This window comes from Dysgonomonas sp. (assembly GCF_035323175.1).
Taxonomy (GTDB): Bacteria; Bacteroidota; Bacteroidia; order Bacteroidales; family Dysgonomonadaceae; genus Dysgonomonas.
In genome coordinates, this window is the sequence record NZ_DAOKYH010000003.1 from 111947 (window position 1) to 136094 (window position 24148).

Below are 24148 nucleotides of genomic sequence, written 5' to 3' on the forward strand. Positions count from 1 at the left end.
AGTCGCAAAAGGAAGAATAGTATTACTTACTTTGTCATTTTAAATGAATACATTCTCTTTTGCGACTATTTTTATGATCAATGCAATCTAAATTCCAATACCTAGTCAGCTCTCAAAGCCTCAACAGGCTGTATAGAAGCTGCCCGATTGGCGGGCCACAATATCCCCGCTACAATAATTAATATCATCACCATCAGCGCAACTACCAACGCAATCAATATACGCTCGATAGAAACAGGAACTCGCCAAACGTCTAACACATCACCGATAAGCATATTTATATACACAATAAATGCGGGAAGGATAGACAAAGACATCAGGCACAACCCCTCCAATATCATATGGAGACGCACTTTTCCCTTATCTGCTCCTACCACCATACGGATACCAATCTCACTTCGACGCTGATATGTTCGCAACCAGAATGTTCCGAAAACACCCAGAAACACAGTAATAAGCACAAAAACGACGACATAAACCATAGGCAGGATAGACTCCCTGATTTCTTTTCCTACAACATCCTCTCTAAACTTAGAAGAAGGTGTAACAGACGCTACATAAAGATTATTTTCTCGCAGACGGTCGCCCATCTCATTCTGAAAATTATCCTGAAAATGCTGAGCACTTCCCGACTTAACACGAATAGAAATATCAACTCTGGTTACATCATTGTCTTTGCTCCAATCTTCGAGCCTTGAATTTGTTATAATCTCAAAGAAAGCCCCCTCGTATGGGAAAAACTCCTGACGCTTCATTATGCTACTAACAGCTATAACCCGGTTGGGATTCGTTCCTCGACCTCCCTCTTCGGGAAAAAAAACATCCCTTCCTATGGCAGCATTTGCGCTCCCATAGAGCTGCTCTGCAATATCCTGTGTCAGAATAATTTGATTCTGCCCGCTTTCTTGAACCCGAATAGGCTTACCATCAGCTGTACGGATACGAAATACATCAAAGTAAGAAGGAGTGACATACCTATTGCGAATAGCTTTTGTGATAACAGAATCCACTTTCAACGAGGCCCACACACCTCCCATCGAGTAAGGCGCCGAATGAAAAGATATTGCCGTAGCTTCTACATCGGGATATAATTTTATCCTATCCAGCAAGCTGAGTAATGATTCCGTTGGGGTTTGTGTAATCTGCTCGGGCGCAACATAATTAGGGGCAATAGGGGATAGTGCTTTTAGTTTCAGCACATAAGTATTATCTATATCAAAGCCTTTAGGTTCCAGATAGTTTTTAGCCCTGACATACAAAAAGTCGGACATAAGCAGCAGAAAGAGAAACACAACAATCAACTCCAATATCAGCCAACCATTATGCCGACGCTCTATCCATATTTGTTTAAAAAGATTCTTTATCATCGTTAATTGTTTTTTAATTCTCAGTATTTAATGACTCTACGATTTCTGCTTTGGCTATTCTCCATGCAGGCAAGATGGTAGACAGGATATTAATGAGCAGACAAACTAATATGGCGGCAAAAAAAAGAGTAGGTTTCAGAATCATAGACCAATGCACGTTAACATCGGGATACCCCAACAAACTATCTTTTGCCATATATAAGAATAAGATAGACACCCCCACCCCAATAACACTTCCGATAAAGGTGATTGCAAAATTCTCTATAATAAGTTGCCCGATAATCTTTGTAGATGTTGCACCAAAAGCCTTTCTCAACCCAATCTCGGGGCTTCGCTTTTTTATTTGAGAAAACATAATACCCAAGAGGTTAAATATAGGCAAGAAAAGAAATAAAGCAGCAAGCGAGAGCATTCCCGAGAAATTGCCATCCAGATGGTCGCCCTGCACATAGTAAAACATGCGCTGAATACTCGTAATAGGTTGCTTCCATATATTGGCTTTGAATTCTTTCTGTCCCGAATTAAAAGTAGCCACCCTACTTTGGGCTTCTTGGCGTATGGCATCAAAATCACTCTTAGATTTAGCTAACATAAATACGTGAAACTCACCACCTATCCCTTCGGCAAAGTCAGCTTTCATCACCTCATCATTCAGCGAATAAGGAGTCCAGATTTCACCATAGGCTTCACTTACGGCATCACTTACAGAAGCTACAACTCCTAAGACTTTATAATCGACATAGTCTAATTGTATGGTTTTACCGGCAACATCTGTTGTTCCGAAAAATTCTCGTGCCACTTTATCGCTTATCACGGCTACCGGCATAGCCGAAGCAAACATTGACTCTGTATAAGAGGTTCCGTTTATAAAATGGAAATCGAATACTTTCCAAAAGTTTACATCCGTTCCTCTTACATCACATTCCCTGATCTTTTTATTGCCCTGAACCGAGGCTTGCTTTTGTGTCACACTAGAGGTAACAGCTGTCACTAGCTCCGGAGTTGTCATTTTATAAAAACACTGCTGCACGATATTATATCCCATTCCGCCTCCACTATACCCTACATTATCTTTATTAAGACCTTCTATTACGTCTATATAAAGCATTCTATCTCGTTCCGAAACCGGTGAAAAAGAAGCCGTTTTTATCTGATAAGTCAAGACCAAAATCATCATTGTGGCTACAGCTAAAACAGTACCCAAAATAGTAAAAAAGCCTACTAGAGGATTTTCCCTCAGCCCGGCGATTGCTTGTTTAAAATACTGCTTATACATACTCAATGCTTTTTATTTTATTACTGCTCTGTAAAACGAACAACAAAATAGAGTTGCTTATATTTATCCTCATACATTATTACTTAATCATCGGTCGATATATTTATTTCAAAGTATACAATCAAACGTCCTGCCAAAAATATAAACACCTAATAAACAAATAAATAAACGATAAATCAGTGTTCGATTTCGGACACTTTGTACGATTATGCTTTATCAAATTCGAAAATTACAATAAAAATAAACATACAAATAGTTCGCTAAACAACCTTAAAGTTTTAAATTTGCATAACCATCGTTCATGTCAGATACACAAAAGTACCCGACAACCTAACCGCTAATTGAGAATTAAGCATATAGAAATTAGCAGAGCCTAATACCTCTAAAATTTAAATTTTCTAATCATGGGACTAAAAAAAATCTTGTATCTGATATTATTGATTGCAACAGCTACAGCCTGCGATGACGATACCCAAAGTAACATTAAAGAGATCCGAGCTTTTAGTGTAAACGCTATAGAAGCTACAATAGACCAAACAAATAAAACTGTAAGTCTAACACTGCCGAAGGGAAATGACTTAAAAAAGATAAAGCCAACGATTAAAGTATCGCCCAAATCATCCGTCAGCCCGAATTCAGATATGGAACTGGATTTCACCAATCCTGTAAAATACACAGTAACGGCAGAGGATGGCTCTCAGCAAGAGTATCTTGTGACGATAACCACGGCAAAATCATCAGATAAATACATCCTTGTTTTCAAGATCGGTCAGAACTCAGGCGACGTGGATTGGCAAAAAAACACGGTAGACGCCGAAGTTCCTGTGGATACAGATTGGGCTAAAATAACGCCTACAATAACCGTGTCGGAAGGTGCAACAATATATCCTGCTTCGGGAACAGAAGTTGACTTTACGAATCCTGTAAAATATACTGTTACAGCAGAAGACGGCAGCAAGGTTGAGTATGTGGTTACAATATATGATGCTATTTCAAGAGCCACCCCCGTTGCAGTAGCTACAATGATAGAAACAGTGGATAAAGAGTCAACCCGCTATTATTTTTCATACAACTGGGCAAGAGAAATACAAGAGTATGCCACCGGGCATTCAGCACCACGACTTATAACCAAATTTATCTACGACAAGGGAAAAGTAAGTGAGATACTCATTACTGAAGAAAACGAGCCGGAAGTAATAAGTGTTATATCCGATCTGAATGTTACCTATCCCGACAATAAGACGGTTAACCTCACTGATAAAGCAACAAATGCGGTATCTAAAATAAAATTGAATGATTGGGGAAAAGTAACCGAGTATACAAAAAGCAATGGAGATACCGAAAAATTTGAATATGACAAACAGGGGAATATAATAAAGTATACGCACGCAAACGGAGACTTCGAAACAATGACTTTCGAAAACAGAAACGGTGCATTTAAAGACAGTTTCAAGCAACAATGGTTATCTCTGTTTACAGTATCACCAGCCAAGGCAAATCCTCAGCAGATTACCTCTGTAACTACATACACCAAAGACGGACAACTCAAAGAAACAATAAATTATAAAAATCAATACAACATCACATACAACCTCTACCACTATTCTTATACAAGTGAAGGTGTAAAAACAAGCGTCAGTTTCTTCTACGAATAATAAATACAACAAAAGCGATTGCAAACCAAAAATGTAATCGCTTTTGATATGTCCTTAACACTTAGCTATTGAAGCTAAGTCCGCATCGCATACAATTAATTATGCCCGGAATGAGGCACAGGCACAACAACAGGTACAGGAGTCCTATTGGGAGTACCGGCAAACCATTCTACTAATTTATCATTCAGAAAACGAATTGTATAGCTATTTCCATACAAGTTGTCGGAGTATGCAATTGTCTCCAAGTCACCCTCGGGAACCGCAACAGCCTCAAGGTGTGTATAGCTCGTACCCAACACATTCACAACCTCTTGCTTGGTCATACCCAATCTGAGTTGTTTTACTTTCGAGTCTAAACTCCACACTCCACAAGAACATAGAGCAACCGTACAGAATAAAATAAACAGGAAGAATTTATTCAGTAGTATCCTTTTCATAGCATGTATTTTTATGATGTATCCTTGTTATTAAGACAAAAATACGAAGAAAAGGTTTAAATGTAAAAGTTTTAAAAATATAGTAAGAAAAATAACAAACAAGAATTTATCCTTTCAGTTTGTTTTGATTCTTATAAGATATAACAAACCCTCTTGGGATTATATTATTATGATTCTAACAATCCGGAAATTTCATTATTCGCCAATATCATGTTATCAAGAATTTTCTCCAAATTATTCTTCAATTCTCGCGAAAAACTATTCAATAATTGCAGATGAATTTCAACATGACAATCGTCATCGATACCCAGAATTGTTTTAATACCTTTATATTTCAAATTAATATTTGCTGCAATATTAAGCATCTCCTCTCTCTTGTCTTCGGGTAGTTCGTAGCTATGCAGGTTATAAAGGATCAGGCTGAACATTTCAGTCTCTAAAGGTATACAAACTACATTCTCGATATCGGCTCCAACAACATTATGAAGCGGACGAATACTAAATGTATTTCCGTTATAAATAAAAGTGATAAAGCGATCAACATGACACTCAGGAAATAAACCTCTCTCTTGTAAACAATTGTAGAATTCATTTTTAATGTCCATTTTTATTTTATTTACGCCTTTCTGTTCCCTTCGAAAGACAGGATAAATATATATGGAAGCGTGGGAATCAGCCGTACTATCACATTCAGAGGTATCGCCAAACACCCATCGCATAGATAGACAACTAACCCCACGCTCATATATAATTCATACTAAAAAACGTATAAACCAAATGAACGTGAGAGCCAATTGCTACTACCCCTATGCGATTAAAATTTGGCGATTTTCCGAATATGGGATAATACCTTAACACTTCTCGTTTAAAATCTATATAATCCCAATACAATCCGCTGACAGATTAGAATTAACACAAATTTAGACGAAATGCGCGACCCTTCAAAATATTTCAAATCAATAGTTTCGATAAAAAACGAATTTGTTAAATTATCATATCAATATTCACTAATGAACAAATAGTTGGCTATACGCTTCCTTATAATTCTTTATTTTGCTTGCAATTTCACACAAAAAGTCACATCTCCAAACAGAAGACATACCCCCCCCCTTATTTAAATACTGAATTTGATATATTGGAAGAATTTCTGTAGACAGAACCATTGACAACTTTATTCACACTTCTGTAGTAAGCGATCTGCTTTTTGTAAAATTCATGTACAATCTCAATACCCATAATCGTGGTTGTGTTAACGTTCTTACAATACCCTGCTAACTTTACACCTAAAAGCAGTATTTTTTTAGGACAAAAAAAGCAACTACATTTCTGTAATTGCTTTTCTGTTATCAGAGCGGAAGACGGGGCTCAAACCCGCGACCCTCAGCTTGGAAGGCTAATGCTCTATCAACTGAGCTACTTCCGCAATGTATAATTTGCATCTCAAAAAGTGGGCAGTGAAGGATTCGAACCTCCGAAGACGTAAGTCAGCTGAGTTACAGTCAGCCCCAGTTGGCCGCTTTGGTAACTGCCCTTTTTGCTTTGCGGATACAAAGGTAATACTTTTATTTATTCCTCCAAATTTCTGCGGTAAAAATCTATCATTTTTATCGCAGTTATTGCGCATTCATCCCCTTTGTTACCATGCTTGCCTCCGGCACGGTCTATAGCCTGCTGCATGTCGTCGGTAGTTAAAAGTCCGAATATGAATGGAATATCATAGCGAATATTCATATCTGCGATACCTTGAGTTACGCCACTGCATACATAGTCAAAATGTGGAGTATCTCCTCTTACTACGCATCCGATAACGATAACGGCATCCACCGGCTTATTTTCTGCCAGATGTTTTGCGCCAAAAACAAGCTCAAAACTTCCCGGAACAAAGTCGATCAGAATATTTTCTTCTTTCACCCCATGCTTCTTCAATGTGCTATACGCTCCGTCAAGCAAAGGCTTTGTTATATTCTCGTTCCATTCCGATACCACGATACCGACTGTCATTTCTGCTCCACTGGGCACTGTAGCCGGATCGTACGATGATAAATTATGGTATGCTGTTGCCATTTTTTATATATTTTGTTAGGCTGCAAAGATACCGATTGTAAACAAATATCCAAAACTCAAAAAAGCTTTATCCATCAAAAGCTTTATCTAAAAACTTTAAACAACTTCTTTAATTCTTAATTTTTATCAATTAGCGAAGTAGATTGCAAAGATTTAACTAATTTCGCACACTATATAATAAGGTATTACAAATCATTGCAATGAAAGTAAAAATCATAAATAAATCGCAACATCCCCTTCCCGAGTATGCCACCCCTTATTCAGCAGGAGTAGACCTCAGGGCTAATATAGAAAATCCGATCACACTAAAACCCCTCGAAAGAACGATGGTTCCTACAGGGCTCTATCTGGAGCTCCCACAGGGCTACGAAGCGCAAATACGCCCTCGCAGCGGATTGGCAGCTAAACACGGATTGACCGTACTTAACTCTCCGGGAACAATAGATGCCGACTATCGGGGCGAAATCCGCGTTATCTTAGTCAACTTATCCAACGACAACTTTGTTATAAACAATGGTGAACGAATTTGCCAGATGGTTATAGCCCAGCATGCGCAAGTAGTATGGGAAGAAGTGGACTCAATCAGTGAGACTGAGCGTGGCGACGGAGGATTTGGGCACACAGGAAAAAAATAAAAAAGAACTATATTCTTATATGAAAAGAACTATATACAGCGTCCTTCTCTTCTTATTTGTTGTCTCAGCATTCTCCGATCTATCGGCACAGAAGAAGACTGTCAAAAACAGTGTCGTATCTCAAGCTCAAGACCTGCCGATGGCTAAACTGTCGGAAGATGACAAGCGTAAATTTGACTATTACTTTCACGAGGCTATGAATGCCAAAGCGACAAGTAAATTTGATTCGGCATTCGACCTTTTGGGATACTGCTTGGCTATCGACTCTACCAATGCCAATGTGTATTACGAATTGGGTAACTATTACAATTCGCTGGATAATAAAAATAAGGCGTTGGATTTTTATCGTAAGGCTACAAGCTACGACGGAAGCAACTTCTATTACAACATGGCCTATGCAAGCCTTTGCTTAGAGTTTAAGCAATATAGCGACGCTATAGAACAGTTCGAAAAGCTTCTTGTATCCAACCCCGACAACTCGGACTTATATGTATATCTGTCGGAAGCCTATCGCCAGGATGGAAACATACACAAGGCGATATCGACCCTCGACAAGCTGGAGCAAATAGTAGGACTGAACGAAAAGATCAGCCTGCATAAGTACCAACTGTATACAGCAATAAAACAAGAGAGCAAGGCTTTTGCAGAAATACAAAAGTATATAGACAAATATCCGTACGAAATAAAATATCAGATATTGCTTGCCAACTTATACTTACAAGCGGGGAAAAATAATGAGGCGTACATGGTCTACAGCAAAGCAAAATCCATCGACCCCGAAGATCCTTATCTGATATCGTCACTTGCTGAATATTACGAAAGAACAAACAACAAAGAGGCAGCCGAAGAAGAACTTCATACAGCCCTTATGAGCCGCAAGATGGAAATCGACACCAAGTTAGCTATTCTGGCTCAGTATGTAGGCACTTTGCAGCAAAACAGACAGGACACAAAGGTAGCCAATCAACTGTTCGACTCGTTGATGGTACAACATCCGCAAGAGCCGAAGCTGAACCTTATGTATGGCAATCTGCTGATGATGCAAAACAAAAAAGACGAAGCACGATTCCAATATCAGCTATTTGCAGAAGCCAACCCCACCAATCCTGTAGGATGGGAACAACTGCTGAGCACAGCATTTCCTGATAGCTTAGACATGACAATCAGAGTTTGTAAGCAAGCCATATCATACAACCCCGAACAACCTCAGTTTTACTTCTACTTGGGTATTTCGGAGTATATGAAAGATGATTATAATACTGCGCTGGAAACACTGCAAAAAGGAGTGGTATATGTAGACGAAGAAAACGTATCTCTTCTATCCGACTTCTACGGGCAAATAGGTGACTTGTATTACCACCTAAACAAGCTCGACAGTGCATTCCTTACCTACGACAAAGCGATAGAGTATAACCCTAACAACATGGGTGTGCTCAATAATTATAGCTATTTCCTTTCCGTAGCCAGAAAAAACTTGGACAAGGCAGAGAGAATGAGTAGCGTTACAGTAAAAGCAGAACCAACAAACCCTACCTATTTGGATACCTACGGATGGGTATTGTTTGAGCAAGGAGCTTACACAATGGCAAAAATATATATCGAAAACGCCATAAAGTATAGCGAAGAAAAAAAGACAGAAATCAGCAGTGAAGTACTCGAGCATTACGGCGATGTACTATACAAAACCGGAGAGACCGAAAAAGCACTGGAATACTGGATAAAGGCAAAAGAGAAAGGTGACAGCAAATCGAAAACGCTGGACAAAAAAATTGAAACAAAAACTTACTTTGTCGAAAAATGAAACTATCCAACAGATATATACTTATAGCATTTGTCACTCTGGCAATACCTTTTGCAATCAGCAGTTGCGGATCGAAAAAGACACTGACTACAGGAGGCACATTGGCCGAGAAGAACAACAATGAAGTGATTGCCGACGCCCTGAAATCGGAGCTCGATTATAAAACGCTGACCACAAAGGGCAGCATCGAGTTCAAATCGGGCAAATCGTCTCAAAAAGTTCCTGCGGTATTTAAAATAATAAAAGATAGTATACTTCAGGCTTCGGTACGAATACCGTTTATAGGAGGAGAGGCTATGCGTATCAACTTCACGCCCGACAGTATAGTTATCATAGACCGCCTAAAAAAACAATACATGGCCGAACGATACAAAGACTCGAAAGTCGTTGCAGGCTTCGACTTCAATTACTACAACCTTCAGGCACTGTTTACCAACAGGTTATTTATTCCCGGATATAAAGAGGTCGTAAATAAAGACTTCGGAAAGTTTAAAGTTACCTCAACAAACGATACGTACCTGATGCAAACAAAAGGTAAAAGCGATTTGTTGTATAACTTCGAGGTTGATGCGTCCGACAGAATTATATCTACCCTTATCAGTCAGGAGAAAAAGAATGTTTCCATTCAATGGGATTACAGCAACTTTATCAAAGACAACAACCATGTATACCCGACAAATATGGAAGCAAAGGTTAGCTTTGCAAAAAAACAAGCCAACATCAATATTTCATACGACAATCTGGATATAGATAAAGACTTTAGTGTAGATACATCGATTCCTTCTAAATATAAAAAAGTTGGATTTTCAGATATTATAGGAGCTTACATAAAATTGAAATGAGAAAAACACTTCTCTTACTCACACTCGTCATTAGTATTTCTTCTTTTGCTCAAACAGCCAAAATAAAAGAACTGGAGCAGCAAAGGAAAGATGCCCTGCGTGAGATTTCAAACACAGACAAGCTACTGCGTGAAACAAAGAAAACGACAACAAACCTGCTAGACAGAATAAAGCTGATCTCGAACCAAATATTTTCGCGCCAAAAAGTATTAGGACTTCTCGAACAGGAGGTGAGCGGTATCTCTGCCGAAGAAATACAAATAGGGAAGGAAATTGTAATCCTCGAAGCCGAACTGAAAGCAAAGCAAGCCAATTACGCTAAAGCCATCGATGCCATGCAGCGCAACAGGCAAGGAGAAAACAAATTGCTGTTTATCCTATCGGGCAAATCACTCACCGAGTCGTACCGAAGAATGCGTTATCTGAGAGAATACTCGGAGTGGAGAAGCCAGCAGGCTGACGAGATAAAAGAAAAGAGCGAAACGCTCAAAGAAAGAAAAGAAGCGTTGAAGAAAGTAAAGACCGAAAAGGTGACGCTAATCAACCTTCGCTCTTCGGAACAAGACAAGCTAAAGAAAGAAGAAACAAATTATCAGCAAGAGGTTAGCGAAGCACAAAGCAAACAGAAAGACCTCCAAAAAATACTGACTCAGAAGAGAAATCAAGCCGAAGCCCTCGACAGACAGATAGCGAAGCTCATCGCCGAAGAGGTAGCCCGTCAGGAACGTGAAGCAAAACGAATAGCTGAAGAAAAAGCGCGTGCAGAAGCAGCGAAAAATAATAATGCGACAACGAATAATAAGAGTAAGACTCGGACTAGATCGAGCGAAAGCAGAACAACAACACGTACTCCTGTTGCCACTTCTACTCCCGAAAATATAACATTATCGAACAACTTTGCGGCAAATAAAGGTAGACTTCCTTACCCTATATCTGGAAACGCAACCATTACCACACGTTTTGGTACACACCAGCACAGCAAATGGAATGTAACCACCTCAAGCGGAGGTATAGACATCCGATCTCAAGCGGGAGCCGATGCCAAATCCGTATTTAATGGCGAGGTAACTTACGTAGCCGCAATTCCGGGATATAATACCTGTATCATTGTCCGTCATGGAAACTATTACACCTTCTATGGCAATATACAGAGCATATATGTAAAACAAGGTGATACCGTAAAAACAGGTCAGTCGTTGGGTAAAGTATATACCGATCCCGACACGGGCTACTCTCAAATGCACTTCCAACTCTGGCAAGGTACAAACAAGATGAATCCTGAACCTTGGCTAAGATAATGGATATGGAGAGAGACAGTTTTATCGAATTACCAACCATCACAGACCATCGGGGCAAGCTTACCTTTGCCGAAATAGGGCAGCATATACCGTTCGATATCTCTTGTGTTTCGCTGATTACGCAAAAGCAAGACTTAGAAAAGAACGAACAGATATTGATTGCGTTGCAAGGCGTTGTAGAAATATCCGTTCACAATAAAAGATATACACTCGACAAACCTCACCAAGCATTTTATACTCAAGACAAAGGCGAGATAAAATACATATCGGAAAATGCAATAGGTTTGATTATATCATCCGATAAGGAATCTAAAACTTCGACTAAAAAGGCTTCTTCGTCAAAAAAATATACAGTGTCAGATTGTGCGCTTATCCCTCTAGAGGAGAATAAAAACATAGCAAACTATATCCCCTTTACCGTAAAGCGGGTTTTCTATATCTATGATATCCCCGCAGGAGAAAGAAGAGGGATGCATGCCCATAAGCTTTGTCACGAAATACTGATCGCCATAAATGGCAATTTCAAAGTAGAGTTGAATGACGGGATAAATAAAAAAACAGTTGCCCTTGATAGCTCTTCTTACGGGCTTCATATTCCTCCGGGTATATGGGCGGTAGAGACAGGGTATTCGCCGAATGCAAGATGTATGGCATTAGCATCCGACGAGTATGATCCTATGAATTACATTCATTCTTATTCAGATTTCATCAAATACCGTCAGGATGGAAATTAAGATATACACGTCCGACTTCAAGCTCGAATGGGATAATTTTGTTCGCAATTCGAAAAATGGCACATTTCTTCTATATCGGGATTTTATAGAATATCACGGCAACCGCTTTAAAGACTATTCTCTACTCTTCTTCGAAAAAGGGAAACTGATTGCCCTTCTGCCTGGACATCTCGAAAACAAAGTATTTTATTCTCACAAGGGATTGACATACGGCGGTATGATAATGAGTAAGGATACAAAAGCAAAAAATATATTATCTGCATTTGAATACCTGACCGTCACATTTCGCAGGCAAGGGATAAAGAAGATTGTTTACAAAGCTATTCCTCATATCTATCATCAGCAACCCGCAGAAGAAGACCTGTATGCCCTCTTTCGCAACAAAGCGGAGCTTACAGAACGAAATATATCATCGTCGATACTCATCTCCGAAAAAATAAAATATTCTGAACTCCGAAAACGAGGAATAAAAAAAGCAGAGAAAAGTGATCTGAAAGTAAAGAAATCTGATAACTGGGAAGGTTTTTGGAAAATCTTGGAACACAATCTGCAAACACGATACAACAAACAGCCAGTGCATTCATTGGAAGAAATTCTTTTATTGAAAAAGAAATTCCCGAAAAACATACATCTCTTTACCGTAAAAAATGCGGATAAGGATATAGTTGCAGGCTGCCTTATTTTCGAAACCAAAACAGTTGCACATATCCAATACATTGCAGCATCACACGAGGGAAAGAAAAAGGGAGCCACAGATTTACTGGTAGACCATATAATAAGTGAAGCATATCCCGACAAGAAATACTTCGACTATGGGGTTTCCACCGAAGACAGTGGACTGTATCTCAACGAGGGGCTCATAGAACAAAAAGAAGGCTTCGGAGCGAGAGCCACAGTATATGACATTTATACAATCAATTTATAAAAATCAAAATTATAATTAGCGATATATATTAAGCTTCCTGTTATATCTGCAAATTCTTTATAATATAGAAAAAGAATATTTACATAGATGAATTTAAATTCTTTTATAAGAAAAAAGAGCATCGATAGTATCTCCGGTGAAGGCGATTCTATCGGCTCGGGAATGAAAAGAGTACTCGGTGTGAGAGACCTGACGCTTTTCGGTATTGCTGCCATTGTGGGCGCAGGTATTTTCAGCACGATAGGGCGTGCAGCTTTTCATGGAGGACCGGCAGTGTCGCTCCTTTTTGTTTTTGTTGCCATAGCCTGTATCTTCACAGCACTGTGTTATGCTCAGTTTGCATCTATGATATCAGTGAGCGGAAGTGCGTACACATACACTTATGTGTCGTTAGGCGAAATATTTGCATGGACAATAGGCTGGGCACTGATACTCGAATATGCCGTATCGAATATGGTGATAGCAATTTCGTGGTCGGAGTACTTTACCACCCTGCTGCAAGGGTTTGGCATACAGTGGCCCGACTGGCTCGCCATAGGATACGCCACAGCGTACAAAGCCCATAATGCAGTGCTGCATGGAGGCACAGACCTGCCTGCACACATACTAAAGGCTGCCCAAATATATCAGAATGCCCCCGAACTTTTCGGCTCAAAAATACTGATCAACCTGCCTGCGGGACTTGTAGTTACCGCACTTACTTTTCTAGTTTTCTTGGGGATAAAGGAATCTAAAACGCTCAATAATTTATTGGTATATCTCAAAATAGGAATAATACTTGCGGTAATCCTTATCGGAGCATTTTTTGTAAAACCCGAAAACTGGTCTCCTTTTGCACCAAATGGCATACAAGGGGTTCTCGGGGGTGTGGCTGCTGTCTTCTTTGCCTTCATCGGCTTCGATTCGATATCCACCACAGCCGAAGAAAGCAAAAATCCACAACGGGACATGCCGCGTGCAATGCTCTACTGCTTGGGGATATGTACCATATTGTATGTTGCAATAGCACTTGTACTCACGGGAATGGTAAACTATAAAAACTTGGGTGTAGACGACCCTTTAGCATACGTATTCCAATTGGTAAATATGGACTTTGTGGCAGGGGTAATATCTTTTACAGCAATAATTGCCATCACAAGCGCAATACTCGTCTTCCAGATCGGGCAACCCCGTATATGGATGACAATGAGCCGCGACGGATTGCTATGGCCTAAGTTCTCGAAAATTCATCCCAAATATAAGACTCCGTCCTTCTCCACTATTATTACAGGGATTGTAGTCTGTATACCTTCATTGTTTCTCGACATGCAATTTGTGGTCGACCTTACCAGCGTAGGTACATTCTTTGCATTTATCCTTGTGTGTTCGGGAGTACTGTTTCTTGATCATAAAGGAGAAAGTAAAAAGGCTAAATTTAAGGTTCCCTACATAAATGGGCAATATATCATTTTTATATTATTCATAGTTGGAGTATCTTTGTTTATTGGTAAAACCGATTATACAGAAGTTATTGTCAGCAAACCCTTACTGATAGTCTTTTGGGCTATATGGTTGGGATTGTCTGTTGCGGCATTCAGGTATAAGTTTTCGTTGCTACCCGTATTGGGAATCCTTACCAATTTATATCTGATGACAGAGTTGGGATGGTCTAACTGGGTAATGTTCCTTATATGGCTTGCAATCGGATTGATCATATATTTTGGATATGGATACAAAAAAAGTAAATTAGCATTGCAAAGACGAGAGGTAGGCAACCCGAAAAATTTAGTATAACATTATCATTATCAACGAATAGTAGTTGCCACATATACAAAAATAACAAATAGGTCTGCGACCCTAAATATAACAGAATGAAAGAGAAAGAAATGATTTTCGGCATACGTGCTGTAATAGAAGCCATAGAAGCCGGAAAAGAAATAGATAAAGTAATTGTAAAACGTGAACTTCAAGGAGACCTTTCGAAAGAATTGTTTGCTTTGCTAAAATCACGAGACATTGCGGTGCAACGTGTACCCAACGAACGCCTCGACCGTTTTACACGCAAAAACCACCAGGGGGTAATTGCCTTCCTTTCGGCTATCACATACGAGCATATCGAAGACATCATTCCTTTCTTGTACGAGCAGGGGAAAGACCCCTTCATTCTAGTGCTGGATGGAATCACCGATGTGCGCAACTTCGGAGCCATTGCACGTACGTGTGAAGTAGCGGGTGTAGATGCAATCGTTATACCGGCAAAGGGTAGTGTAACTGTAAATGCCGATGCCATAAAAACATCAGCAGGAGCATTGCTCAAAATTCCTGTATGCAAGGAGCAAAGCCTTACTAATGCAATTCAGTTCCTGAAAAATAGCGGAATAAAAGTAGTTGCAGCCACCGAGCGTGGTGCTGACGACTATACATCTGTTGACTACTCGGGTCCTATAGCTTTTGTAATGGGTGCGGAAGACACGGGAGTATCAAACGACAACTTGCGAATAGCAGACAATCTTGTAAAAATACCTCAATTTGGTACAATAGGCTCACTCAATGTATCTGTTGCAGCCGGAGTACTGATTTATGAAGTGATACGCCAGAAGGGCATAAAATAATTTTCATCATTCAAACTCAGCGTACAATGAAAAAAATAATTTCAACGAATAATGCACCTGCGGCAATAGGGCCATACAGCCAGGCTATAGAAGTAAATGGGATGGTATTTCTTTCGGGACAACTTCCTATCGATCCGGCAACGGGTGATTTTCACGAAGGTGGCGCTAAGGAACAAACCGAACAATGTTTCAAAAACATTAAAGCAATCCTTGCCGAAGCAGGTCTTACAACCGACAATATTGTAAAAACTACCGTATTGCTAAACGACATAGCTCACTTTGGGGCAATGAACGAGGTGTATGCTACACAGTTTTCGGGAACATTCCCCGCACGTTCGGCTTTTGCTGTCAAAGACCTGCCAAAAGGAGCATTGGTGGAGATAGAAGTAATCGCAGCCAAATAATATTTTATAAAAAAATCTTTACAGTAAAATAACCTCGTAATAATTGCGTTTCTCTGTTGTAGAAACTCAAAAGAATGACTGTTGACGAAAAATATATGTATCGTTGCCTGCAACTGGCGCTCAATGGAAAAGGATTTGTAAGTCCCAATCCGATGGTGGGTGCTGTGGTAGTTCACAACGATAAGATAATAGGAGAAGGCTTCCACCGTGAGTATGGCAAAGCCCATGCCGAAGTGAACGCCATCGCCAGCGTGAAAGACAAATCATTACTCAAAGAGTCTACCATCTATGTATCACTCGAACCATGTGCACACCAAGGAAAAACACCTCCATGTGCACAACTGATTATCGACAATCAGATTCCGCATGTAGTAATCGCATGCCTCGACCCCTACCCTGCTGTTTCGGGACGAGGAATAAAGATGCTGCAAGATGCCGGCATAAAGGTTGATGTAGGAATATTGGAGCGGGAAGCATGGGAGCTAAACAAAGAGTTCTTTACCATACAAACAAAAGGCAGACCATATATATACCTCAAGTGGGCACAGACTCAGGATGGTTTTATAGACAAAGCCAGAGACGAGAAAGACATTCCTCAGCCAACGCCGATATCGAATGAGTTTTCGAAAATGCTTGTACATAAGAAAAGAGCAGTTGTTCCTGCAATTATGATAGGTACAAATACGGCAATAAAAGACAATCCGTCGCTCACAACACGACATTGGTATGGAAAAAACCCCGTACGTGTTATACTCGACAGGCAAGGACGCATACCGCTCAATTATACGATTTTTGATGGGAAAGTAGAAACGATTGTATTCACCGAAAAGGAGTCTTTTCCGAAGCTGGAGAAGGTTACTTTCATCCAAATTCCATTCGACGAAAACCTGTTGGAGAATATATTCACGACACTCAAAAAGCAGAAAATCATTTCGGTACTCGTTGAGGGAGGGCAAGAATTGCTTCAAAGTATTATAGATAAACGATTGTGGGATGAAGCCTTCATAGAAATTTCGGGCATTACATTCAACAATGGAGTACGAGCTCCCATCATTGCGGGGCATATCTTAAATGAAATAAATTGGGGGGCTTCTAAACACATTCATATACGTTTAGCCTAACCATAAAATTATATAAATATTAGATTTGTTGACGCATAAGCCGAAATTCTTTCTATTTTTGCACATTGATATTGAATAAAACTGATTAAAATAATGAAGTTGAAGAAATTTTCTTACCTACTACTTTTCGTAACTTTTTCACTCATTGCATTAAGTTCTTGTAATGATAATAATACGACTACTACAACTGAAGGCGGTTCTGCCGATGCTCAGATTTATTCGTTCAAGTTGTCAGCCATAGCGGTATCTTCTATCGACTCTGTCAACTATCCTATAATGGCAAGCACCAAATTTTCAATCGATCAGAGTCGAAATCTCATTTACAACATAGACTCATTGCCATACAAAACAAAAATAAAGAAATTTGCCACAACGCTCACATATTCGTCTTACGGTATCGGTAAGCTTCAGCTTGTATATCCCGATTCTATTGCAGAATGGAACGGTACAGATTCTATCAACTATGCATTAAATCCTAAAATCAAGGTATATGCAGCAAATGGCCTCGACAGCAGAGAATATACAATCGATATACGAATACACAAGATAGACCCTGATACAATTATATGGCACAAGGTAGCCACACTACCAGATGCAGTTGGAATACAACAAAAAACAGTATTGAAAGATAACGATTTCTATACATTTACTATTGCAGACGGTAATCTAGCTGTATATAAAGCATCAAAAGGAGCTCTTGCATGGTCTAAAAATCCAATAACAACAGGGCCTTCGGCTGCAAATATTGTAATAGAAAGTATAACACTATTCAACAATACGTTCTATGTTGTAGACAAGAACAATCAATCATACAGTTCTAACGACGGTATCAATTGGACAGCCAAGAATAACGAAGTAAAAGCTATTTATGGCGTATTACCGGGAGCCACTGCAGCAAAAGATTCACTCTTAGTAGCTACGGAACAAGGCGGTAAATACTACTTCGCTAAAACAGCAGACATGCAAACGTTAGTTGTTGTGAAGAACTTAAGCAGCAATCCATTCTCGAACGAAATAAGCCAAAGCTTTCCGGTTTCAGATTTCTCTCCGGTTACTTTTATCAACAGGGCAAATCTGAGCAGCAATGTACTGACAATCACAGGAGGTAGAGGGTTCAACAATCAGCAATCGAACCTCACATGGTCTTTACGTGCGGGAGATGACAATCTTCTGGAACTAGGTTCAAATCAAGTTAACTTACTATTCGGTGCGAATGACGGTATCAGTTGTTTCTCATACGACACCTACTTGTTTGCGCTAACCGGAAATATACTATATAAAAGTGACAGCATGGGCGTTAAATGGATTTTAGCTCCATCCAAAGAAAGTTTAAGTACAAGTATACCTAAAGCCTCGGGGCAATCGGTAATAGTAGATAGTGAGAACTATGTTTGGATATTCGGCGGAATACCAAAAACAGGATCTACACCAGTCAAAGAGATTTGGAGAGGTCGCTTAAATCGTCTTAATCCGTAAGTTCCCCCAGATTAAAAACTGGCAGTCGATATACTTATTGTCTTACTTTTGCGTTAGATAAAGATAGATATTGAATAATAAATTTATAATGAGAAAAGAGATACTTTTAATTTTTATACTTATTTCAGCCTCTCTCTTCTCGTCTATCACACTCTACGCACAAGACGACTACAAATATGAGATTGGCGGAATGGCAGGCACATCTTTCTATATGGGAGATGCCAATAAGACAAAATTATATCAGAACCCGGGATTATCGGCCGGCGTTATTTTCAGATATAATAAAGACTTAAGATGGTCTGTAAAAAACAACTTTGTAATAGGCAAAGTATCGGGCGACACCAAAAACATGGGAAATAAATTTCCGCATGATCAGCAAGCATCCTTCAGCAGGATGTTTTACGAATTAGGAAGCCAGATTGAGTTCAATTTATTTAATTATAGTGATAAGTTCAGTTACCTTGGCACCAAACGGATAACACCATACGTGTTTACAGGTGTAGGAATAACTTTTGCTTCGGGAGAGAAGAAATTCTTAGATGCAAATATACCTATAGGCATCGGGCTGAAATACAAAATGAAAGATCGCTTGAATATAGGATTTGAATTCTCTTTCAGGAAATTATTCAGCGACTCATTTGACGTGACCGAGAAAAACAGTAAATTTGACCTCGATAGCCCTTATGGGATAAAAGGTAGCATATTCAAGAACAACGATTGGTATTCCCTTACAATGTTTACTATAACATGGGATTTCGGACGTAGAGTGTGTCCTTGCTTAAATTCTGATTAATTTAAAATAAAATATAAATGTCATATTTTGACCAAATAGATAAAACTAGAATACCCAAACATGTAGCCATAATCATGGATGGCAACGGGCGTTGGGCGAAAAGTCAAAATCTGGATCGCTCTTTTGGGCACAAAGAAGGCATTGTTGCTGTACGCAGAACAATTGAGGCAGCGGCCAAAGCCGAGATAGCCTATATAACCCTTTACACATTCTCTACCGAAAACTGGAAGAGACCCGAAGAAGAGGTTAAGGCACTGATGGCATTGATGATACAGGCTGTAGCCAACGAAACCCCTGATCTGATAAAAAACAATATACGGGTAAAGGTGATAGGTGATATAGACCGTTTGCCCGCCGACACACAGAAAGCGCTGGATTTCTGCTTGAATGAAACATCGGTATGTACAGGCACTACAGTTGTGCTGGCTCTGAGTTATTCTTCGAAGTGGGAATTGACAAAGGCCATGAAGACAATAGCGAGTGATGTGAAAGCCGGAAAAATAAAATTGGAAGACATCGAAGAATCTCTAATTCCACAGTATTTGTCTACGAAAGGAATTCCCGATCCTGATATATTAGTAAGAACCGGAGGCGAGCTGCGCATCAGCAATTTCCTTCTTTGGCAAATAGCCTATTCCGAACTTTATTTCACAGATGAGCTTTGGCCCGACTTTAACGAAGAATCGTTATTCAAGGCCGTTGTAGACTTCCAAAACCGGGAACGCCGTTTTGGTAAAACCAGTGAACAGGTATCAACAAAACCATAAGTTCACAAAACAAGAGTAGCATTAATACTAATAAAAATATTATTCGATAATAATTCTTAGACCAAATATGTTAAATAAAGGTTTATTCTTTCTGACTGTTATTCTATGCCTTGTATCCACAGGAATACAAGCACAAGGGGTAGACAGCACCGAAATCAAAAATGTGAATAAGGCTCTTGAAGCAAATGTTCAGGATTTACCGCTAATTACATACAACTCCAGTAAGAAGTATGAAATAGCTGACCTTAAACTCACCGGTTTAGTGAATCCGATGTATGAAGATTACACATTGTTTGGTTTTGCTCAGCTACAAGTCGGAGATATAATAGAGGTACCCGGCCCTGAAGTAACAAATGCAGTTCGCCGCTTTTGGAGACAAGGATTATTCTCGGATGTGAAAATTGCCGCTACAAAAATAGAAGGTAATAAAATATGGCTCGAAATCAACCTGAAAGAAAGGCCTCGTATTTCTGATATCGTGTATACAGGAATGAAGAAGTCGGAACGTCAGGATATCGCTGCGAAGGTAGGTATGGTAAAAAATCTGCAAATCACCCCATACCAAATGGACAGAGCCAAAACAATCATAAAAAAATACTTTGACGAAAAAGGATTCAACAAAGCAGAGATATCTCTGACTGAGACACCTGATTTGTCGAAAGAAAATCATGTTATTCTTAACATAGATGTAGTTAAGAAAAACAAGACCAAAGTGAACAGAATCACCATAGAAGGCAATGAAGAGGTAGCCACCAGAACGCTGGAGAAAGCGATGAAAAAGACCAGACATAAAAGCAATTTTAAGTCTTGGCTTGCCAACTTCCTCCGTTCTACAAAATATGTGCCTGAAAGCTTTGAAGAAGACAAGAACAACTTGATAGCCAAATATAACGAGTTGGGTTACCGTGATGCTACAATCCTTTGGGATACAGTATATACGGCTGATGCAGAAGGTAAACCTGATAAGGTAAACATCGACATAAAAGTTGATGAAGGTAAACAATACTTCATTAAAGATATCAAATGGGTAGGTAATACCGTGTATCAAACATGGCAATTGCAAACTCAGTTGAACATGAAACCGGGTGATGTTTACAATCAGAAGAAACTAACCGAGCGTCTTTCGGTAGACGAAGGAGCTGTGATGAATGTATTCTATCAAAATCATGGTTACTTATTCTCTAATGCCGATCCTGTAGAGGTGAACATAGAAAATGACTCTATCGACCTGGAGATACGTATTACAGAAGGCCCTGTAGCTAAAATCCGTAAGGTAACAATATCGGGTAACGATAGAGTATATGAAGATATCGTACGCCGCGAATTAAGAATAAAACCGGGAGCTCTATACAGTCGTGACGACATTATCCGTTCGATACGTGAAATAGCTCAAATGGGACACTTCGACCCTGAGCAATTAAATAATCCGAAAATAGAACCGGATCAAGATTCAGGAACAGTTGATGTAGGCTTACCTTTGGTATCTAAAGCAAACGACCAGGTAGAGTTTTCTGCGGGATGGGGACAAACGGGTATTATAGGTAAATTAAGTTTGAAGTTTACAAACTTCTCTTTGAAAAACTTATTCAACCCGGGTACATACAAAGGAATTATCCCTCAGGGTGAAGGACAAACATTGACTCTTAGTGCTCAAACAAATGCTAAGTATTATCAATCATATTCCGTTTCATTCTTCGATCCTTGGTTTGGAGGAAAACGTCCGAACTCTTTATCTGTAGGTGCTTACTATTCTCGTCAAACAGATATAAACAGCCGCTACATAAACAACAGTTATGGTTATTCTGCTCTAAGCAGCTATTATGGTGGCTATGGTAGTAGCTATGGTAGTGGTTATGGAGATTACAGCTTTGCAGCCGACCCGAACAAATCGATAACAATGATCGGACTATCGGTAGGCTACGGAAAACGTTTGACATGGCCTGATGACTATTTTACATTCCAAACAGAGTTGTCTTATCAAAGATATAGCATGAAAGATTGGGCATACTTCATCGTTAAAGATGGTATTGCAAACAACCTAAGCTTGAATCTTACATTGAGCAGAAGATCTACCGACAATCCTATATACACACGTCGCGGAACAGATCTATCTCTTAGCTTACAGGTAACACCTCCATTCTCGTTGTGGGATGGCAAAGACTATGCGTCGATGAAGAAAATCGATGGTTATTATGAGCCAAGCGAAAAATTCACATGGATAGAATATCACAAATGGAAATTTAAAGCAAGAACATATACATCATTATCTGATGTGGTGAAAACTCCTGTATTGATGACTCGTGCCGAGTATGGATTTGTGGGTTATTTCAACAAGAATAAGAAATCTCCATTCGAAACATTCTATATGGGGGGTGATGGTATGTCGGGATATTCGAGCACATACGCAACAGAAACAATCGGACTTCGTGGATATGAAAACGGATCGTTGGGCACACAGGCCAGTGCATATTCTCGTCTGGCTCTTGAGTTGAGATATCCGCTTATCCTCGAACCATCGTCTACGATCTATCTACTGGGTTTTGTTGAAGCAGGTAACGCTTGGAGCGATCTGAATAAATTCAATCCATTCGATCTTAAACGTTCGGCAGGATTTGGAGCACGTATCATGCTACCGATGATTGGACTAATGGGTATAGACTGGGCATACGGATTCGACCCGATCAATGGATCTCGTGATAACAGCGGAAGCCAATTCCACTTTATCATTGGACAAGAGTTCTAAAAAGCCTTTTAACATTATTTATAAGCAAGTTACTAAACTAAAAGATTAACTGTGCGTCTAATAGATATAATACATTAAATTTGACAGTTATGAAAAGATTATTATTACTATTTGCTCTATTTATCGGAATTGCAGCCGGAAGCTATGCTCAGAAGTTTGCATTGATAGATATGGAATATATATTAAAAAATATAAGCACGTACGAAACTGCTCAGGAACAACTAAACGTAATGTCTAAAAAATGGCAGGGAGAAGTTGACAAGGTGCAGCAGGAAGTAAAAAACATGTACAAGTCGTATCAGTCTGACCTTGTTTTTCTATCGGGAGAGCAAAAGACTAAAAGAGAAAACGAAATTGTAGAAAAAGAAAAGAGTTTACAAGAATTGAATCGTAAATATTTCGGGCCCGAAGGCGAACTTTTCAAGAAAAGAGAAGCCCTTGTAAAACCCATACAGGACGACATTTACAACGCAATAAAAGAGATATCGGAAGCCAAAGGATATCAGCTAGTGATGGACAGATCATCAGCCGAAAGTGTTATTTTTGCTTCCCCCCGAATAGATATAAGTAATGAAGTTTTAGCAAAGCTCGGATATTCAAAATAATTATTTATATTTGTCACCTAAATAAAGAATAACTAATCAAATAGACTTATACACTATGTTAAAAAAACTATTTTTATTGCTGCTGATTGTTGCTCCGGTTTCAATATTTGCACAAGATAAATTGGCATTTATAAATGCAGAAGAGGTGTTCTCTAAAATGCCGGAACTAAAAGAAGTTGAATCTAAACTTGCAACAAAAAGCGAGACGATAAGAAAAAATCTGACAGCTTTAGAAAAAGAGTACAACGATAAAGTTGAGGCTTTCAAGGGAGACACAACCGGACTTACCGAATCAATCGTACTTGACAGACAAAAACAGTTGGAAGATCTGCAAAACAGATATCAAACATTCTTGCAAACAAGCCAACAAGAATACGAAAAAGAACAACAAGCATTGATCACTCCATTGCAAGAAAAATTGAGAAAAGCGATCAAAGATGTTGGCGACGAAAATGGCTATACTTATATCTTTAATTTTGCGGCAACTCTTTATACAAGCCCTACAACTGCTGTAGATGCTTCACCTAAAGTAAAAGCTAAATTAGGCATTACTAACTAATCTTCGTTAGTTATAAATCATACAAAAAAGCTCTGATAGTTTTATCAGAGCTTTT

At 39.3% G+C, this 24148-nt stretch carries 23 protein-coding genes and 2 tRNA genes; 17 read left to right on the top strand and 8 right to left on the bottom strand.

Annotated features, from left to right (window positions below):
• Positions 1-101 precede the first annotated feature (101 nt).
• On the bottom strand, positions 102-1367 hold the full coding sequence (locus tag PKC55_RS06170) for an ABC transporter permease (RefSeq protein ID WP_291128894.1): 1266 nt from the start codon (positions 1365-1367) through the stop codon (positions 102-104).
• Between the two features lie 13 nt (positions 1368-1380).
• The gene (locus PKC55_RS06175; protein WP_291128892.1) at positions 1381-2643 is read right to left on the bottom strand and encodes an ABC transporter permease; all 1263 of its coding nucleotides are present in this window, start codon (positions 2641-2643) and stop codon (positions 1381-1383) included.
• A gap of 404 nt (positions 2644-3047) precedes the next feature.
• Between PKC55_RS06175 and PKC55_RS06180 the strand changes: the two genes are divergently transcribed.
• Positions 3048-4298, top strand: coding sequence for an SGBP N-terminal domain-containing protein (locus tag PKC55_RS06180; RefSeq protein ID WP_291128891.1), 1251 nt, complete (start codon positions 3048-3050; stop codon positions 4296-4298).
• A 95-nt stretch (positions 4299-4393) separates the two neighbouring features.
• On the opposite strand, the gene PKC55_RS06185 is transcribed toward PKC55_RS06180, so the two are convergent.
• The 6 genes from PKC55_RS06185 to ribH all read right to left on the bottom strand — a co-directional run bounded on the left by PKC55_RS06185 (position 4394) and on the right by ribH (position 6799).
• Entirely contained in the window at positions 4394-4735 is a 342-nt protein-coding gene (locus tag PKC55_RS06185) for a hypothetical protein (RefSeq protein WP_135104594.1), read from the bottom strand.
• 167 nt (positions 4736-4902) lie between these two features.
• Positions 4903-5340, bottom strand: coding sequence for a hypothetical protein (locus PKC55_RS06190; protein ID WP_291128889.1), 438 nt, complete (start codon positions 5338-5340; stop codon positions 4903-4905).
• A gap of 11 nt (positions 5341-5351) precedes the next feature.
• Positions 5352-5480, bottom strand: coding sequence for a hypothetical protein (locus PKC55_RS06195; RefSeq protein ID WP_324372312.1), 129 nt, complete (start codon positions 5478-5480; stop codon positions 5352-5354).
• 605 nt (positions 5481-6085) lie between these two features.
• Positions 6086-6158: transfer RNA gene (locus PKC55_RS06200), tRNA-Gly, on the bottom strand.
• Positions 6159-6183: 25 nt separating this feature from the next.
• Positions 6184-6266 (bottom strand) — tRNA-Tyr (locus tag PKC55_RS06205).
• 35 nt (positions 6267-6301) lie between these two features.
• Entirely contained in the window at positions 6302-6799 is a 498-nt protein-coding gene (gene ribH / locus PKC55_RS06210; protein WP_291128886.1) for a 6,7-dimethyl-8-ribityllumazine synthase, read from the bottom strand.
• Between the two features lie 200 nt (positions 6800-6999).
• Here ribH and dut point away from each other — a divergent pair, with 200 nt between their 5' ends.
• The 16 genes from dut to PKC55_RS06290 all read left to right on the top strand — a co-directional run bounded on the left by dut (position 7000) and on the right by PKC55_RS06290 (position 24093).
• Positions 7000-7434, top strand: coding sequence for a dUTP diphosphatase (dut, locus tag PKC55_RS06215; protein WP_006843835.1), 435 nt, complete (start codon positions 7000-7002; stop codon positions 7432-7434).
• 19 nt (positions 7435-7453) lie between these two features.
• Complete coding sequence (locus tag PKC55_RS06220) at positions 7454-9235, top strand: tetratricopeptide repeat protein (RefSeq protein ID WP_291128883.1); 1782 nt, start codon at positions 7454-7456, stop codon at positions 9233-9235.
• A complete protein-coding gene (gene lolB1, locus PKC55_RS06225) occupies positions 9232-10077 on the top strand; it encodes a lipoprotein insertase outer membrane protein LolB1 (protein ID WP_291128880.1) in 846 nt (281 codons plus the stop codon). Before PKC55_RS06220 ends, lolB1 begins: the two co-directional genes overlap by 4 nt.
• A complete protein-coding gene (locus tag PKC55_RS06230) occupies positions 10074-11375 on the top strand; it encodes a murein hydrolase activator EnvC family protein (protein WP_291128877.1) in 1302 nt (433 codons plus the stop codon). Before lolB1 ends, PKC55_RS06230 begins: the two co-directional genes overlap by 4 nt.
• A gap of 5 nt (positions 11376-11380) precedes the next feature.
• Positions 11381-12109 (top strand): sugar 3,4-ketoisomerase, encoded by a 729-nt coding sequence (locus PKC55_RS06235; RefSeq protein WP_291128874.1) that lies wholly within the window; start codon positions 11381-11383, stop codon positions 12107-12109.
• A complete protein-coding gene (locus tag PKC55_RS06240) occupies positions 12099-13034 on the top strand; it encodes a GNAT family N-acetyltransferase (RefSeq protein ID WP_291128871.1) in 936 nt (311 codons plus the stop codon). Before PKC55_RS06235 ends, PKC55_RS06240 begins: the two co-directional genes overlap by 11 nt.
• An 87-nt stretch (positions 13035-13121) precedes the next feature.
• The gene (locus PKC55_RS06245; protein ID WP_291128868.1) at positions 13122-14807 is read left to right on the top strand and encodes an amino acid permease; all 1686 of its coding nucleotides are present in this window, start codon (positions 13122-13124) and stop codon (positions 14805-14807) included.
• A 77-nt stretch (positions 14808-14884) separates the two neighbouring features.
• On the top strand, positions 14885-15625 hold the full coding sequence (rlmB, locus tag PKC55_RS06250; RefSeq protein ID WP_291128865.1) for a 23S rRNA (guanosine(2251)-2'-O)-methyltransferase RlmB: 741 nt from the start codon (positions 14885-14887) through the stop codon (positions 15623-15625).
• Between the two features lie 26 nt (positions 15626-15651).
• Positions 15652-16029 (top strand): RidA family protein, encoded by a 378-nt coding sequence (locus PKC55_RS06255; protein ID WP_291128862.1) that lies wholly within the window; start codon positions 15652-15654, stop codon positions 16027-16029.
• 74 nt (positions 16030-16103) lie between these two features.
• On the top strand, positions 16104-17150 hold the full coding sequence (gene ribD, locus PKC55_RS06260) for a bifunctional diaminohydroxyphosphoribosylaminopyrimidine deaminase/5-amino-6-(5-phosphoribosylamino)uracil reductase RibD (protein WP_291128859.1): 1047 nt from the start codon (positions 16104-16106) through the stop codon (positions 17148-17150).
• 93 nt (positions 17151-17243) lie between these two features.
• Positions 17244-18626: a beta-barrel-assembly machine lipoprotein BamI gene (gene bamI / locus PKC55_RS06265; protein WP_291128856.1), complete on the top strand. Its 1383-nt coding sequence runs from the start codon at positions 17244-17246 to the stop codon at positions 18624-18626.
• 88 nt (positions 18627-18714) lie between these two features.
• Positions 18715-19419 (top strand): type IX secretion system protein PorG, encoded by a 705-nt coding sequence (porG, locus tag PKC55_RS06270; RefSeq protein WP_006843846.1) that lies wholly within the window; start codon positions 18715-18717, stop codon positions 19417-19419.
• Between the two features lie 17 nt (positions 19420-19436).
• The gene (gene uppS, locus PKC55_RS06275; protein ID WP_252638393.1) at positions 19437-20186 is read left to right on the top strand and encodes an undecaprenyl pyrophosphate synthase; all 750 of its coding nucleotides are present in this window, start codon (positions 19437-19439) and stop codon (positions 20184-20186) included.
• 67 nt (positions 20187-20253) lie between these two features.
• A complete protein-coding gene (locus tag PKC55_RS06280; RefSeq protein WP_135104578.1) occupies positions 20254-22929 on the top strand; it encodes a BamA/OMP85 family outer membrane protein in 2676 nt (891 codons plus the stop codon).
• Between the two features lie 89 nt (positions 22930-23018).
• Entirely contained in the window at positions 23019-23534 is a 516-nt protein-coding gene (locus PKC55_RS06285; protein ID WP_006843849.1) for an OmpH/Skp family outer membrane protein, read from the top strand.
• A gap of 55 nt (positions 23535-23589) precedes the next feature.
• Positions 23590-24093 carry an OmpH/Skp family outer membrane protein gene (locus PKC55_RS06290; RefSeq protein ID WP_006843850.1) on the top strand — a complete coding sequence of 168 codons (504 nt, stop codon included), beginning with the start codon at positions 23590-23592 and terminating at the stop codon, positions 24091-24093.
• Positions 24094-24148: the final 55 nt, after the last annotated feature.